Annotated in this window: 13 protein-coding genes and 1 pseudogene; 8 read left to right on the top strand and 6 right to left on the bottom strand. The window is 52.8% G+C overall.

The features are described 5' to 3' along the window. Window positions 1-269: 269 nt before the first annotated feature. The 4 genes from ACVLVH_RS02920 (at window position 270) to ACVLVH_RS02905 (ending at window position 6,712) form a co-directional block, all read left to right on the top strand. Window positions 270-4,835 (top strand): autotransporter outer membrane beta-barrel domain-containing protein, encoded by a 4,566-nt coding sequence (locus ACVLVH_RS02920; RefSeq protein ID WP_498948673.1) that lies wholly within the window; start codon window positions 270-272, stop codon window positions 4,833-4,835. A gap of 134 nt (window positions 4,836-4,969) precedes the next feature. After that, window positions 4,970-5,563, top strand: a complete 594-nt coding sequence (locus ACVLVH_RS02915; RefSeq protein ID WP_192414477.1) for an NAD(P)H-dependent oxidoreductase — start codon at window positions 4,970-4,972, stop codon at window positions 5,561-5,563. Continuing rightward, a complete protein-coding gene (locus ACVLVH_RS02910; RefSeq protein WP_192414474.1) occupies window positions 5,560-6,135 on the top strand; it encodes a TetR/AcrR family transcriptional regulator in 576 nt (191 codons plus the stop codon). The genes ACVLVH_RS02915 and ACVLVH_RS02910 overlap by 4 nt, the downstream gene beginning before the upstream one ends. A gap of 28 nt (window positions 6,136-6,163) precedes the next feature. After that, window positions 6,164-6,712: a pyridoxamine 5'-phosphate oxidase family protein gene (locus ACVLVH_RS02905; RefSeq protein WP_192414472.1), complete on the top strand. Its 549-nt coding sequence runs from the start codon at window positions 6,164-6,166 to the stop codon at window positions 6,710-6,712. Here ACVLVH_RS02905 and ACVLVH_RS02900 read toward each other — a convergent pair. Beyond that, window positions 6,698-7,681 (bottom strand): annotated as a pseudogene (locus ACVLVH_RS02900) (MFS transporter); the annotation flags it as partial. The gene ACVLVH_RS02905 and the pseudogene ACVLVH_RS02900 overlap by 15 nt on opposite strands. A gap of 116 nt (window positions 7,682-7,797) precedes the next feature. Between ACVLVH_RS02900 and ftrA the strand changes: the two are divergent. Then, complete coding sequence (ftrA, locus tag ACVLVH_RS02895; RefSeq protein ID WP_192414470.1) at window positions 7,798-8,802, top strand: transcriptional regulator FtrA; 1,005 nt, start codon at window positions 7,798-7,800, stop codon at window positions 8,800-8,802. Window positions 8,803-8,839: 37 nt separating this feature from the next. On the opposite strand, the gene uraH is transcribed toward ftrA, so the two are convergent. Both uraH and ACVLVH_RS02885 read right to left on the bottom strand, forming a co-directional pair. After that, a complete protein-coding gene (uraH, locus tag ACVLVH_RS02890) occupies window positions 8,840-9,262 on the bottom strand; it encodes a hydroxyisourate hydrolase (RefSeq protein WP_192412768.1) in 423 nt (140 codons plus the stop codon). Between the two features lie 591 nt (window positions 9,263-9,853). Then, window positions 9,854-10,057 carry a con-10 family general stress protein gene (locus tag ACVLVH_RS02885; RefSeq protein ID WP_064740224.1) on the bottom strand — a complete coding sequence of 68 codons (204 nt, stop codon included), beginning with the start codon at window positions 10,055-10,057 and terminating at the stop codon, window positions 9,854-9,856. A gap of 425 nt (window positions 10,058-10,482) precedes the next feature. Between ACVLVH_RS02885 and ACVLVH_RS02880 the strand changes: the two genes are divergently transcribed. Together ACVLVH_RS02880 and ACVLVH_RS02875 are read left to right on the top strand one after the other, a co-directional pair. Then, window positions 10,483-10,977, top strand: coding sequence for a DUF892 family protein (locus ACVLVH_RS02880; protein WP_498948672.1), 495 nt, complete (start codon window positions 10,483-10,485; stop codon window positions 10,975-10,977). Window positions 10,978-11,406: 429 nt separating this feature from the next. Next, a complete protein-coding gene (locus tag ACVLVH_RS02875) occupies window positions 11,407-12,972 on the top strand; it encodes a methyl-accepting chemotaxis protein (RefSeq protein WP_498948671.1) in 1,566 nt (521 codons plus the stop codon). A 43-nt stretch (window positions 12,973-13,015) separates the two neighbouring features. Here the strand turns inward: ACVLVH_RS02875 and map are convergent, their stop codons facing one another. From map to ACVLVH_RS02860, 3 genes are all read right to left on the bottom strand, one after another. Beyond that, entirely contained in the window at window positions 13,016-13,798 is a 783-nt protein-coding gene (gene map / locus ACVLVH_RS02870; protein WP_462063152.1) for a type I methionyl aminopeptidase, read from the bottom strand. Then, the gene (locus tag ACVLVH_RS02865; RefSeq protein ID WP_008106304.1) at window positions 13,798-14,040 is read right to left on the bottom strand and encodes a ParD-like family protein; all 243 of its coding nucleotides are present in this window, start codon (window positions 14,038-14,040) and stop codon (window positions 13,798-13,800) included. Before ACVLVH_RS02865 ends, map begins: the two co-directional genes overlap by 1 nt. A gap of 112 nt (window positions 14,041-14,152) precedes the next feature. Next, window positions 14,153-14,338, bottom strand: coding sequence for a con-10 family general stress protein (locus ACVLVH_RS02860; RefSeq protein WP_176972698.1), 186 nt, complete (start codon window positions 14,336-14,338; stop codon window positions 14,153-14,155). Window positions 14,339-14,580: 242 nt separating this feature from the next. On the opposite strand from ACVLVH_RS02860, the gene ACVLVH_RS02855 reads away from it, so the two are divergent. After that, window positions 14,581-16,029, top strand: a complete 1,449-nt coding sequence (locus ACVLVH_RS02855; RefSeq protein WP_217547960.1) for a sugar porter family MFS transporter — start codon at window positions 14,581-14,583, stop codon at window positions 16,027-16,029. The last annotated feature ends 35 nt before the right edge of the window (window positions 16,030-16,064 follow it).

Here is a 16,064-nt window from a genome sequence, read left to right as displayed (position 1 = left end):
TATTTTTATATTGTTGTTAACACGATCAACATCCTTTCCGCTATTTCAGTTCCACGAATAATTGCATTCAATCCCCGGCCTTTTCTTAAAGTTATCTCATCATCGCTATTTGGCTTAAGTCGCGCTGGAACTGTCTCGCGTAAAGTGATGTTATTGCCGCGTCGCAGAATTTCTTTACGTTCAATTACACAAATTAATATTAGCCAAACCCATTGCTGGCGATGTCTTTACGCATCGCGGCAGCGTTGCACGCTTCTCTGGAGTGAACGATGATGTTTCGATTGCATCCGCTGTTTATTAGCCTTATTGCCGCTTACGGTGTGTTTAATCCAGCCTCGCCAGTTTGGGCGGCGACGCTTCAGCCTTTTACGCCGGAATTAAATGACAACCGCGCCGGCGTGTTTTGTATTTGCAATGGCTCGACTCAAACTTTAAGTGGCAATCAGCGGTTTGCGCCCGGTCAGGACGGCGGTGGCACCATATTCATCGGAGAATTGCTCAGCAGCGGCAGAATTATTTCGTATTCCTGGCAAGATTCAGGTCGCGTCGATCTGGGCGCGCAGAATTATGTGATTAACGTGCCAGATGCCAATGGCAGCGGCAGTAATAGCGTTCAGGTATATAACTCCGCCGCGATTAGCGCCATTGAAACCAATACCTTGCCAAATTTTTATAACGTTAATAATGGGCAATATATCAACGCGCGCGTTGCGCAGGTCAGCAATGGCACTATCAATGTTGATATCGGGCAGAATGGCGCTGCGACCACCGCCAGCACCAACGGCTGGTCGATGGCGGCGAAACAGAGCGAATTGTTTACTGCCAGCGGCAGCGGCACCATGAACTGGAATTCCGCTAATCGCATCTCATTTTTCGGTTCCTACACGCCTTATACCTATCAACTGGGGCAATGGTTCGACAATGTGGTCTCCTGGCGCGGCGCGTTTAGCGTCACCACGCTGGACAATGCCACCACTTCATTCAACGTTTCCAACGTCAGCAGCTTGCAGAGTTACAACACTTGGCTGATTGAGCAATTGCAAAACGGCAATCTGGCCGCCGATAGCTACAGCAGCGAGTTTAATAAAGCGCTCTCCTTGCGCAGCGATGTCATCGCCTATGTGATCGATGCCGATGAATACTACGACGAAGTGACGCAGCCGATTGGCGAACGCATTGTGTTAAGCGCTGATGGCCCCAATGCCAGGGCAACCATTGGTAGCAGCGGCATACTGGAAGTGGTAAATGCCAGCAGCGCGGCGATGCGCGCCAGCAACGGCGCGACGGCGGTGATTGACGGCAAACTGGCCAGCGTTGGCAGCAACGCACTGGAACTGTTGAACGGTAGCACCGGCATTAACAACGGCGTCATAAACAGCGGCTTTTTCAATAATGCCGATGGCAACGGCGTCGATGCCTCGACCGTTGGTGCGGGTGGCACCGGCGTGTATGCCAACGGTGGCAGCCGCTTCACCAATAATGGCGTGATCAATACCGCGATTAACAGCACCGGCATCCGTCTCGAGGATGCCAGCGGTGCGAATAACGACACCATCAATGTTAAAGGCAAGGGCGCGACGGGCGTTGCCGTTTCGGGCAGCCAGGCCAATTTTGCCCAGAACGGCAAAATCAATTTGTACGGCGAAAATGCGGTTGGTGTTGATGTGCGCGATGACGCCAGATTAACCATCAGCGATGCCAGTTCACTGCAATTTTCCGCGCCGAATCAAACCGGTTATCAAGCCACCAACTATGCGCACATCGATAGCAACGGCGGCAGTTATGATGTCTCCACGCCAGGTTCGGCGCTGTATCGCCTGAGTGATGGCGTGATCTTTAATCCGGTGGTGGCTGCCGACGTGACGTTGAGCGGTGCCAACACACGCGGCATTGTCGCTTCAGGTGCCGGTTCACGACTTTACGGCACCACCTTGTACGGCACCGACAGCTATTACGTTAACGGCGAAGGGGCGATTGCGGTTCAGAGCTCGGAGGGTGCAGACGTGACCATCACCAACCCGATTGAGCTGAACGGCAACAATACCATTGCGGGCACCGGGCAAGGTGGATTCTTCGCCAACGTGGCGCCGATCACCGGCAACGGAACCAATGCCACTGCCTTTGATATCAGCGATGGTGTGATCTATCAGTCCACGCCGCGTGGCACCATCAATCTTACCGGGCCAAACAGCATCGGTGTGCGTATTCGCGGCGGCGGAAATATCTTTGATGGATCCAGCACCAACATAGCCTTGGGTATCGCGCTGGATACCGCCGAAGGCAATACCGTTTATTGGACCGATCACAGCGGATTGAGTGCGGGCGGCATTGCTGCGGTGCGCGTTGGCAATAATGGCGGGCTAACGATTAATGGTGATACTGCCGGGCCGAATTTTTACTACAGCACCATCAATGCCAATGCGGGCGCAGACACCATCTTGCTGGATAAAGGCGCAGCATTGTTAACCGCCAGCAACATCGGACTGTACAATTCTGGCGGCGGCACTGTGCTCAACAACCGCGCGGAAACCAGCAATATTTCGTTGCAAGATGTCGGGATGAACACCGATGGCGGCACGTTAATTCGCTCCGCGACCTCATTCGATCCCAACGGTTATATGCTGGGTACCGTGAGTGGTGCAGGCGCGACAGGTTTTGTGTTTAGCAAAGAAGATGGTTCTACCACCAGCAACGATTTGATCATCCCACAAGGTTACAGCTTCTTTGTCTATGGCCCGGCAACCGGCGTGCGCGCCAACACCACCGGGCGGGTGATCGCCAACGGTAACATCATCGTTAACAGTTCCGATGGCGGCTCGGCGATTGTCACCAGCACCGCCAGCGAGGTGATCAACCGCGGCACCATCGTTTCGCTCAGCCTGGTTTCACCAATTATCGATCTGCGTGGCGGCAACTCCGTATTTATCAATGAAGGCAACGTCACCGCGCCTTACCCGGAAACGGTAGTGGTCGCGGGTGGCGCCACCAATGACCAGATCGCGCTGGTCGATGGCAACGTGGTGGGCGATGTGAACACCGGCAACGGCACCGACGTGGTCGAACTCACCGGCGGAACCATTGACGGCAGCGTGACGATGGGAACCGGTGTTAACAATGTGGCTTCGATCGCCAACGTCAGTCTGGCAAACACGCGTCACATCACTACCGCAGGCGGCAGCGGCAGCACGCTGAACTTTAGTGAGATTAACGCGCGCGGGGGTTCGTTCAGCAACGATGATCTGGCGCGCGGCGTTAACCTCGGCGCAGGCTGGAGCACCATCAACTTCTACAACACGCAATTTACCCTTACCGATAATCTCAAGCTGGCGCACAGCACCATCAACGTGGATAGCGGCTCAACGCTGTTTGTCGGCGATCAGGTCAATCCGGTTTTGTCGGGCGAGACTGACGATTCGTTGGTGGTGAATAACGCCGGTACGTTGAATCTCACCAACGGCAGCGGCGCGGCGGGCAACACGTTGACCATCAACGGTGATTTGGCGTCGGCGGGCGGCAAGCTGGCGTTGCGGACGCAGGGCGCGCAAAGCGACACTTTACGCGTTAACGGCAACGTGACCGGCACTACCTTTATCAATAATGCGCTGAGTGCTGCCACGCTGGCGGATAGCAATCGAGATGGCGTGATCTCCGCCAATGAAGGCGTTTCTCTGGTGCAGGTTGCTGGTAGCGCCAGCGCCAATAGCTTCGCGCTGCAACGGGGTTATGTCGCTGCAGGACCGTGGCAATACGGGCTTTATAGCTTTGCCCCCGAGAATGGCAATACAACCTGGGATTATCGTCTGGCCAATAACTACGTTTGTAAAGATGGTTCCCTTTGCCAGCCGCAGACAGCAGGCAGCGGCGCGCTGCGCCCGGCGCTAATTCCACAGCTTCCTTCCTACATTTCGGCGCCGGTCGGATTGGCGTATTACACCCTGGCAACCATTGGTGATTTACATCAACGCCTGGGCGAATTGCGGCAGAATCCAGACGGATCAGCGGAAATGTTCATCCGTTATTCCGGTTCTAACCAGAAGTACAAAACTAACCTTGATACGGCGCATTACGGTTACGACTTTGACCTCGATTACAGCGCGGTGCAGTTCGGCGGCAACCTACTGCGGTTGGACGGCGAACAAGATAGTCTGCGCGGCGGCCTGGCTTACACGCGCGGCAATGCGCGCATCCGACCGAACGCAGCGGATGGTTACAGCTCAACCGATTTCGACAGCGACAGCCTGGCGATTTACGGCACCTGGCAGCGCGCAAGTGGCTTCTATCTGGATGGCGCGCTTTCACTCGATTGGCATCGTGGCGACACCGATATCGCCCGACAAAAAGAGGTGGCGAAGTTGAAAGGCAAAGGCTGGACCGCATCGCTGGAGAGTGGTTATCCGTTTCAGTTGGCGAACGGCATTCGTCTTGAGCCGCAAGCGCAACTGCTGCATCTGCATTTGAAGTTGGATGACTTCACCGACGACGATCAAACCCAAGTCTCTTACGACGATTATGACCAAACCATTGGCCGCGTCGGCGCACGTCTGGCACGGACCTGGAACGATAGCGGCAGCGGGCAATATACGCCGTATCTGCGCACTAACTACTATCGCGGTTGGGGCGGCACGGCGAAAGTGGATGTTGGTGCCAGTAACAGCGAGGTTAGCGATAACTTCAACAGCGGCAAGTTCGGCCAGATGTGGGATGCCGGCATCGGCGGCAATGCGGCTTTCACCAACAATGTCTCGCTGTATGCCGAAGCCAATTACCGCAAAGAGATCGACGGCAACGGCGTGCAAGGCTGGAATTACAACGCGGGCGTACGCTGGGTGTTTTGATAAAACGGTTACCCTCACAAGCCCGCCGGTTTAGTTGACGGCGGGCTTTTTTACCTGTTACGAACGCAGTAAAATTGACAACCTACCAATGGTAAGTTACTACTAGTAGCTTACTCATAACGGAGGTTGTCGCTATGCATGCTCTGATCGTTACTGCTCATCCGGACCAACATTCACACACGCACCACATCGTCTCGCAGGTGGCACAAGGAATTGCTGCTGGTGGCCACAGCTATGAAATTGCCGATCTGGCGGCGGAGCAGTTCGATCCGCGCTTCAATCAGGCCGATTTCGATCAGTTCAAAAGTGGTGCGCCATCGCCGACAGATGTGTTGGCGGAACAGCAACGCCTGGATCGCGCCGATGCATTGATTCTGGTTTATCCCATCTATTGGTGGTCGTTTCCGGCGCAGCTGAAAGGCTGGATCGATCGCGTTTTCACCCAAGGTTGGGCGTACGATGATGATGGCCAAACTGTGGTGAAAAAGCTCGGCCATTTGCAGGTGCATTTGCTGGCGCTGGGCGCGGCGAGCCAGCGCACCTATGTGCGTCGGGGCTATTTCAGCAGCATGCGCACGCAGATCGATGAGGGGATTTTTGGCTATTGCGGCGCGCCGGTGGTGACCAGCGAATTGCTGCTGCCAACCGATGAACATTATCCCCACGCGCATTACACGCTGGCAAACCAACTCGGACAGCGACTTTTTGACGTGAAGGAAATGGCATGAATCAACCCACTCGCCAGCGCATGTCACATCAGGCACGTCGTCAGCAACTAATTGGCGTGGCGTGGAATCTGGTGCGCGAGCAGGGCAGCGATGCGCTGACGTTAGGACGCGTGGGGGAAGAAGCGGGCGTCAGTAAACCGGTGGTCTACGATCATTTTGGTACGCGCCACGGTCTGCTCGCGGCGCTGTATGAAGATTTTGATCTGCGCCAGAACGCGATTATCGAGGCGGCGATGCATGCTGCCGGTGCCAGCCTTGCCGAGCGGGCTAATGTGGTGGCGTCGAGTTACGTCGATTGCGTGTTAACGCAGGGACGTGAAATTCCCGATGTGCTGTCGGCGCTCGATAGCACGCCGGAACTGGCGGAAGTGAAACGTAAATATCAGCTCGATTTCATTGAAAAATTCCGCAGCTGGTTTGCGGAGGCAACGTTGCCGCAAGCCAGCATGTGGGGAATGTTAGGCGCCGCCGATGCGATTTCCCATGCGGTGGTGTGCGGTGACATCAGCCAGCAGCAAGGATTAGCCGAACTTCAGGCGCTGATTCTGGCGCTGGTGGAACGTCACCAGTAACCTTTTATCCAGCCAACAGGAACAACAGATGTCATTACGCGAGATTGATAGCGATTGCTGGCAACAACTGGAAACCGGCGCAAGCGATCCCGATGCCGGTTTTCACTTCTTAACGCTCGCGTCGGTTGATCAACAGGGCAAGCCGCAGGCAAGGACGCTGGTGCTGCGCGCGGTTGACCGCGTCAAACGCACGCTGGAGTTGCACACCGATATGCGTAGCCCGAAATGGCAGGCGTTGGCGGTTAATTCAGACGTTACGGTTCTGGGATACAGCGCAAAAACGCAGCTGCGGTTGCAGGGAAAGGTCGAGCTGCACGCCGCGCACAGCTCAGTAGCTGAAGCGGCGTGGCAACGATTATCACGCCGTACGCAGCAAACCTATGCTGGCGCTGCGCCGGGAAGTGACATTGACCACCAATCCAATGATGTCGCTAACGCCGAGGATAATTTTGGCGTGTTGCTAATCCGAATTACCCAACTGGATTGGTGCCTGCTGGCGCGGGAAGATAATCAAAGAGCGTTGCTGAATTACACCGACGACGGCGCGCTAGTCAGCAGCAAATGGGTGCATCCGTAGCGCGCCAAAGCGCACCACCAGTTTCTCGCCCAGCGGCGGCATCAGTAAGGTTGGTAAAGTGTAAGCCAGCAGCGCCAAACCGGTTGCCATGCTGCTGTAGCCAAGGCCGCTTTGATAATAGACCGGCAAATAAATCATCAGCGGCCAGAAGCTGAAGTTCATGCCAATCGAGCCCATCAATGCCCCGGAAAAGGCGCGGATACGGAACACGGAGAAATCAAACATCGGATGTGGATGGCGCTTCTCAATCCATACAAACAGCAGCGCGCTCAGTAGTGTAACCAGCAAAATCAGTTGTGCCGCGACGCTGTTCCAGCCGAGGCTGCTGCCCTGCGTAATGAGATAGGTGGCGCCGACCACGCTGAGCGATAAGGTAATCAGGCCGCTGAGATCGAGCTTTTGGGCTTCAGCATCGCGCGATTCCACCACATTTTTCAGCGCGAGGATCAGCGTCAGCAACGCGATAAATCCATGTACCAGAAACACCCATTGCCAGCTAAACCAGGCGACCAGTATGCCGCCGATGATCGGCCCGAATCCCAGCCCAAAGCCAAAGGTAATGCCCCACGCGGCGAACGCACGGCTACGCGCTTTGCCCTGCGGAAACTGGAACGACAGAATAGCAATCAGGCAGGTTAACATCGCGCCACCGCTTAATCCTTGCAGCAAACGTCCGACAATCAGCCACAGCGCATTGCCCGCCAGTCCGCACATCACCGATGTCACGCCGAAGGCGATAATGCTGATGATGAAGATGCGCTTGCGTCCATAAGTGTCGGCCAGCGTGCCGGTTGCCATTAACACCGCGGTGCAGGCCAGCGTATAGGCGTTCATGATCCACTGCAATTCGCGGAAGCTGGCGTGCATCTCCCTTTCCAGCACCGGCAAAATCACCGGTACGCTGGATATCTCCAGTCCCGACATCAATGCGGCCAGACAAACCGCCATCAGCGCCAACATGTTCTTCATACTCAATCCCTGCGATACGTTAAGAGCGTGCCAGCATGAAAGATTGGCGTGCGAGTGGAAATCTGCCTGCATGCCATATATCGTCAAGATCGTGCCAATTTCTCCGGTGACCTTTAATGCAAATGATTGCTCCGCTTCATGGCCATTCGCCTGCACCGTTCAACCGCCGACTGGTTTTGCTGGCGTATGAATGTCTGTGTACCTTTGAGTTCGGCATCGCCGTTGAGGCTTTCGGGCGTGCCGACGAAGTGTTCGGCCAGCCTTTATACGATTTGAGCGTGGCGTCGGTGGAAGAGGGCGTATTCGGCGCGCAAGGTGGCGTGCGGCTGGTGGTCGACGGCGGACTTGAGCTGCTGGAAGAGGCGGGCACTATCGTGATTCCCGGCTGGCGCAGCGTACATGAACCGGCATCGGATCAACTTATCGCCGCGTTACAAAAAGCCCATCGCAACGGCACGCGTATTGTTTCGATCTGTGCAGGCAGTTTCGTGTTGGGCGCTGCCGGATTGCTAAATGGTAAGCGCGCGACCGCACACTGGAACAGCACCGAGATTCTGGCGCAACGCTTCCCGCAGGTGCAGGTTGAGCACGGTATGATTTATGTTGATGAGGGCAGCATCATTACGTCAGCGGGTGGCGCAGCGGGCGTGGATTTGTGCCTGCATCTGATCCGCCGTGATTATGGTATTGAAGTGGCAAACCGCACCGCGCGCCGCATGGTGACGCCGCCGCTGCGCGAAGGCAATCAGGCGCAGTTGGTTCAGCAGCCGGTGCCGCAGCGTGCGGCAAAAAATCTTTCGCCGTTACTTGATGATTTGCGTAATCACCTCAATACGCCGCTGGTGATTGACCAACTCGCCAGGCAAGCTGGCATGAGCCGCCGCACCTTTTTACGCCGTTTCCATGACGCTACCGGCACCACGCCGGGAGAATGGATGTTAAGCGTGCGGCTGGAAAAAGCTTGCGCACTGCTGGAGAGCGGCAAGCTGAGCATTGATCAGGTTGCTGAACAGGCGGGATTTGGATCGCCAGAAACCTTACGTCATCACTTCAGACAGCGGCTCAACACTACGCCGACTCATTGGCGCAAGTCATTTAGTGAAAGAGGGATAACACAGTAGTTTCCGTGGGTCGCCATTAATGGCGACCGTTTTACATTTAATTCCCGCGATAAGTCGAATAACCAAACGGGCTCAACAGCAGCGGAATATGGTAGTGCTCGCCGGTGGTTTCCATATTGAACTCGACCGGAATTTCCGGGAAGAAGGTTTTCTGGTTGTTCATTTTGTAATAGTCACCGGTTTTAAACACCACGCGATAGCTGCCTGCGCTGGCGGTTTTATCTTCCGGGAATAGCGCGCTAATCCTGCCGTTGCTGTCGGTTTTGCCGCTGGCTAATTTCACCCAGTTATTATTCTGTTTCTGATCGAGTTCAACCTCAATACCCGCTGTCGGCGAGCCTGTTTGCAGGTTCAAAACATGTACGCTGAGCGGATTTTTTGGTGCTGCCGGTTGTGCTGCTCCCGCTGACAGGCTGGTCGCGATCAGGATGGCGCTGGCTGAGGTAAAGAGAGTTTTCATTAAAATATCCTTTTTGAGCAGGTGAATGTGCTGCAATCCTGGATGCTTCGACAACAAAATCATAATTGATAAGACTAAATGTGAAATTTCTGAGATCTGACGAGCAATCGACCAAGTGCTGACATCTTAGCTAGCGGGCATTGATGCAAACCTGGTTGCCATGAAGGGAGAGCATACGGAATGCAGGTGATTGTTGTCGTCACTCCCTCAGTGCAAATGACGGTTAGTTAAATTACCAGCGAGCGGCAGCTACGCTAATCCACCTCCGATTATTCTGAGTCATCTGTCAGAATTCTTCTCTAAAAGTTGTACCAGTTTAAGTAACATGTACATATATAATTTTGAGTCAGGCATTTATTATTAGCTTGCAAATGTAATTTTGTGGTTAATAAGCGAAGGGTAAAGCCTGGATAAGCGAAGCGGTAAATAAATTGAAGTTGATCAAGAAATAATCGATTATACGGATTTTTAGCTGGAAATAACCCTCCTGACATGGATAAATCTGTATTTAAGCGAAGCGTAAATACAGTATCAGGAGAGTGTTGTGCAGAAGTAAAACGATGTTAGATGTTTATTCTTTTGGGAAGAATGTTATTTGCGTCGGCTGATTTTCCCTCCTTTTCTTCCTGCTTCAATGGCGCGCTCCGGGTCGTTTTTGAAGTTACCGCTGCTAGCCTGACCGCCTTTGCGCCCGGCTTCAGCCGCGCGTTCCTTGTTCTCTGCGAAGTTGCCTGCACCACCACGACGTTGCGGCTTTTTTTCTTCCTCATCGGGTAGCTTCTTAGCGTCCGTCATTGGTTCTCCTCTTTTTTAAATACCAACATGATGCAAAATAAATGTAGTGCCATTTTTTCCAGTTTCAAGCCTGGGTTTCTCGTAAGTCTTAATTCTAAGAGGCTTGCTTATGTTACTTCCAGTTAAATTTTCACTTCTCTCTAAATGTAACTACCATTAGTTAGTTGCTTAAGATTTTTAACATTAAAAAGAAAGCTTCTCTAGCCAGATAATAAGCGAAGCGGTAAGCGCATTTACTTATAACCTCAATCGCAATTCTTGCGCACATTACTTGCAGCTTGACGCTTGCTTGCTACGTTTAATTAATCTTCTTGTTTAGCCTAAATTAACGCTTCGCTTATTTTGCTCAATTAGCCTAAATGAGCTGATGTCATACCCATCAGGCAGCTAACTGTCGATGTTCTTCTCACTACCGGAGCAAATTGATGACCAAGGAATTTGTATATCTGGATTGGTTGCGCGATGCGCATGCGATGGAAAAACATGCAGAGCCTTTGCTGCAGGCAGCTACGCTGCGGCTGGAGGAGTTCCCGCTGTTGCAGGCACGTATGAAGCAATATGCACAACAAACCGCTGAACAGCAGCAGTGGGTGAAAGACGTTTTGAAACGCTACGACAGTAACTGGTCAGCGCTGAAAGACGCGTTAGGACGATTGTCGATCGTTGGGCAAGCTGCGAGCGATATGTTGCGCAATGAAGAGGGCGTGCGCATGGCGGTGAGTAGCTACGTGTTCTGTAACTATAAAGTGGCAACCTACACCGCATTACTGGCCGCAGCGCAGCAGGCGGCGGACAGCAAAGGCATTAAGACTTTCCAGCTGATCCTGCAACATGAAATCCAGATGGCAGATTGGCTTCTTCATCAGTTGCCGGACGTGGCGAATGAGGCCATTTTGCATAGCGCGGTAGCCACAGTCTGACGGATAACTATAAGCGGTCGGCAGCCTTGCTCTGCTGACCGCTCAATTTGGCTTGCAGGTTAAACGCTACAGATAAACTAACTGTTTTCCCTTAGTCAAATTGCTGCAAATAATAAAATCAGGATCATTCTTTGCTATTTGTTAGCCTGGCGAGAACCTTTATTCTAAATTAAGCAAAAAAACCAGGCTTAGAATTTTATGTTATTCCCTATCAGTAAATGGAACTGATCAATGAAATCGATTTCAGCAAAATAACACTCCGCGTCTGATATTTGAAATGTGACTCTATCAATCATCGTCTCTAATGTTAATGAAATTGCTGACGATAACAGCAGAGATGCTGCCGATTAACGCCCGTAGCCTCTTCTGTTTTTTAAAATAACATTATTGTCTTCACTACTTTTCAATCAAAATCATTGAGGTTTCTAAATGGACGTAGTTCAAAGATTTTCACGTAATGTAAAGTTGCGAACCAAACTTACAATATCCTCTATGCTCAATATCGCGATGCTACTTTTAGTGGCGTTACTCGGATTAAATTCGCTGTTCTTAGCTGAAACCGGCGTTAACGGCATGATGAAAGACGATTATCCCACTATTGCATTGGGCAACCGATTAATTGATGAGATCAACGTAACGGTGCAGCAGCAGGCGCTGCTGCTGAGCCCGATTGATGCGCAACGCCGGACAACGATTCAGAGCAATCTTCAGGATGCCTCAAAGAAAATTACCGAAACCTATAAGCAGTTAAATAAGCTGGCTACCGATGATGAATCAATCGCATTTCTCAAGCGCGTGGAAGTGAGGCGAGCAGAGTTCCTTAAAGAGCGAAATGTATTCTTCGATTTAGTGAATAGTGATGTGACAAAAGCAGTGAATTTCTATTTTTCTACGCTTGCCTTAGCGCAAAGAAATTATATCGATGAAGTTGAGGGGTTCATTACCCTGCAAGAGCAGCAAATGGATGGCTCCTATAATAATTTTATGGCGTCATACGGCAAAACTAAAATTTCCATGCTGATTATTTTTGTAGTGGCTATTTTACTTTCAGCATTTATTGGCTGGATTATTATTCGCTCGATTACAGTGCCATTGAAAAAAGTGATCACCTTTCTTGGTCGAGTGGCGGATGGCGATCTCAGTTCTGATTTTCATGAACAGCGAAAGGATGAAATGGGGCAGTTAATTAACGCCATCCAGCAGATGCAGGAAAAGATGTCGGATATTGTCAGCCATATTCGCATTAGCGCAGAACAGATTTCCGGCGGCGCCAGCGAAATCATGTCGGGCACCAACGATCTCGCGGCGCGTACGGAAGAGCAGGCCAGCTCGGTAGAGCAAACGGCGGCCTCGGTGGAGGAGTTCAGTGCCACCATTAGCAACACGCGTAATAATACCCACGTTGCCGCCGATCTCTCCGCTAAGGCGGAAACCACGGTAGGACGTAATGCCAGCATGATGGACAACGTCGCCAGCAAAATGGCCGAAATCAATGATTCTGCCAGCCGCATGGCGGAGATCATCAACCTGATCGATTCCATTGCTTTCCAGACCAATATTCTGGCGCTCAATGCTGCGGTAGAAGCCGCACGCGCGGGTGAACATGGTCGCGGTTTTGCCGTGGTGGCGCAGGAAGTCCGCGCGCTGGCGCAGAAAACCGCCACCTCATCGCATGAGATCCGTAATTTGATTGAGGAGTCGTCCACGCGTATTGCCGATGGGCGCGATATGGTGACGGATGCCAATAAATTGATGAACGGCATGATGTCGAACGTGGCTGAGATGAAAGAGTTGCTGGTGCAGATCAATCAGGCCAGCAGCGAGCAGGCCGACGGCATCAGCCAAATCAACATCGCGATTAGCCAGATTGATATCACCACGCAGCAGAATGCGTCGCTGGTGGAACAATCGCTGGCAGCGTCGGCGATGCTGAGCGAGCAGGCGGCGAATATGGTGAATAGCGTGAGCGTGTTTACGCTGCGTCAAACCGCTTAATGCGAGTGTGATCCAGAACGGCATATGCGTTCTGGATCTTTTTTTAAATTGCCGGATATTCGCCGGTACCTTCTGGCCACGGCGTCAACAAATCAAAGCCGGTTTCGGTCACGGCGATGGTGTGTTCCCACTGCGCTGACAGCGAGCGGTCTTTGGTGACCACCGTCCAGCCATCGGACAGTACGCTGGTGCCGGCTTTACCCGCGTTGATCATCGGTTCGATAGTGAAAATCATGCCCGCCTGTAACGCCAATCCCGTGCCTGGCGTGCCGTAATGCAGAATCTGCGGATCGCCGTGATACACCTCGCCAACGCCGTGACCGCAATATTCGCGCACCACCGAGAAACCGGCTTTTTCCGCTACCTGCTGAATGGCCGCCCCGATATCGCCTAAGGCCGCGCCCGGTTTTACCACTTTGATACCTGCCACCATCGATTCGTAGGTGATATCCACCAAACGTTTGGCGCGCACCGACGGCTGGCCAACGTAATACATGCGGCTGGTGTCGCCGTACCAGCCATCTTTAATGATGCCGACGTCTATGTTGACGATGTCGCCATCCTTGAGCTTTTTCTCGCCCGGAATGCCGTGGCACACTACGTGATTCACTGACGTACAGGTCGTTTTGCTGTAACCGTGATAGCCAATATTTGCTGGCACCACTTTTAGCTCGTTTACCACGTAATCATGACAAATCGCGTCCAGTTCATCGGTGGTGACGCCCGGTTTAACGTACGGAGTGATGATCTCCAGCACTTTAGCGGCGGCGTGTCCAGCGGCACGCGCCAGTTCGATCTCTTCAGCGGTGTGCAGTTTGATGCTCATTACGCGATTCCCTGCGAGGTGAATAAAGGATGGTCGAGCAGTTGCGCTAAATCCGCGCCGCTGTCGCGTTCAACGCGCATCAGCAAGCGCGTCAATTCCTGATGATTGAGTGACGGATAAATTTCGGCCAGCATGCCGATCTTCATCCAGTGTTCCGCCTGCGCGTTGATGGAACGGCTCATCGCCGTGCTGGCGATGCGCAGATTCTCATGCATTAAGTCAGAGATTTTTACGATGCCCATGGTGCAACCTATATATGAATCGTATGTGATATGTATATAGGTTACCGTTTTAGGCTGGGATATGCAAAAAGGGGGTGAAGCCAATCCATGGCGGACAAAATCCTAAGGCGCCTTACTCAGACTTCGTTGGAGGACGACGACTTATTTTGCCTCCTTTCCTTCCCGCTTCAACGGCGCGTTCAGGATCGTTTCTGAAGTTGCCTCCACTGGCTTTGCCTCCCGCTCTGCCAGCTTCTTTCGCACGTTCTGGATCGTTGGCAAAATTCCCTGCGCCGCCTCTGTAGCTCTGTTTGTTCATAGGAAGACCTCTTATCAATGTTCCGTTAGATTTGAGGACTAGCTAGTCACGCTGCAATTTTAGTTCGCCGTTGCGTTAAAGCCAGGCCGTAAACGCCGATCATTGAAAATGATCATTAAGCGCGAGTAAATTTGTCGAATTAATAGTGACCTTCGTCACAATTTACAATTCCTGACTATACTTCTGCCTTTTGGGTTTCAACCTTTGCGCTACAAGGCGCGTTCAATATGCAGGGAACAGGAATGGACACATCGCAGCAAAACAGTGACGACGATTCAGCGCTAAGTAATCTCACCGTTAAACAGCGCATCTTCTTTGTGGTACTCGTAGCGACAATGGGTGCTCTGGCTTTTGGTTATGACACCGGGATTATCTCGGGTGCCTTGCCGTTTATGACCTTGCCGCCTAATCAGGGCGGTCTTGACCTCACACCGTTCACCGAAGGTTTAGTCACTTCATCCCTGATCTTCGGTGCCGCGCTGGGTGCTTTCCTCAGTGGTTATTTCTCCGATCGCTTTGGCCGACGCATTACGCTGCGTTCTCTGGCGCTAATTTTTGTGCTGGGCGCGATTGGTACCGCCTTAGCACCAAACCTGCACGTAATGGTGGCGATGCGTTTTCTGCTGGGTATTGCGGTGGGTGGAGGTTCCTCAACCGTACCGGTGTTTATTGCCGAAATTGCCGGGCCAAAACGGCGTGCGCCGCTGGTGAGCCGCAACGAGCTGATGATTGTTTCCGGTCAGCTGCTGGCTTATGTGGTCAGCGCGGTGATGAGTTTCACGCTTAACGATCCGCATCTGTGGCGTTATATGCTGGCGATGGCGATGATTCCTGGCGCGTTGCTGTTTATCGGCACCTTCTTTGTGCCAGCGTCGCCACACTGGATGGTGGCAGAAGGGCGCATCAAAGAAGCGAGCCGTATCCTGCACAAACTGCGTGAAACGCCGCGCGAAGTGAAAAAGGAGATGACGGAGATGCGCCAGCACGCTAAAGCGGCGCGTCAGGGGCCCTCAGCGCGTGAACTGCTGCAAGAGAAATGGATTCTTCGCTTGTTACTGGTGGGCGCGGGGCTCGGCATTGTTATCCAGTTCACCGGCGTGAATGCCTTTATGTACTACACGCCCGTGATTCTGAAAACCACCGGTATGGGCACCAACGCCTCGATTGCGGCGACCATCGGTAACGGCATTGTTTCGGTGCTGGCGACCATGGTGGGCATCAAAGCAGTGGGACGTTTTGGACGTCGTACTATGCTGATGACCGGTTTGTCGGTAGTGATCGCCATGCAGCTGGTACTGGGCTGCGTGCTGCTGTTGATGCCACAGGACATGACGCAAAGCATCTTCGCGCTGGCGGCGATCCTGGTGTTCCTGTTCTTTATGCAGATGTGCATTTCGCCGGTTTACTGGCTGCTGATGTCGGAGCTGTTCCCGATGAAAGTGCGCGGCGTGCTGACCGGCGCTGCGGTTTCGTTCCAGTGGATCTGTAACGCGGCGGTGGCGTTTGCCTTCCCGCCGCTGCTCTCCGCCACCGGCAATGGCGCGTTCTTTATCTTTGCAGCCATCAACGTCGGCTCGCTGATCTTCGTAATCACTATGCTGCCGGAGACCAAAGGCAAATCGCTCGAGCAGATCGAAAATGAGATGCGCGAGCGGTTCAGCGAGCAGGAGCAGGATCAGCAAACCGCGTAGCGGCGCTTGAGAATTCCTGGTCACGGGAGGAAGAT

It is taken from the genome of Kluyvera sp. 1366, assembly GCF_054823405.1.
Note: the sequence above shows the minus strand (reverse complement) of the source record. Positions and strands in the feature narration are given on the sequence as shown.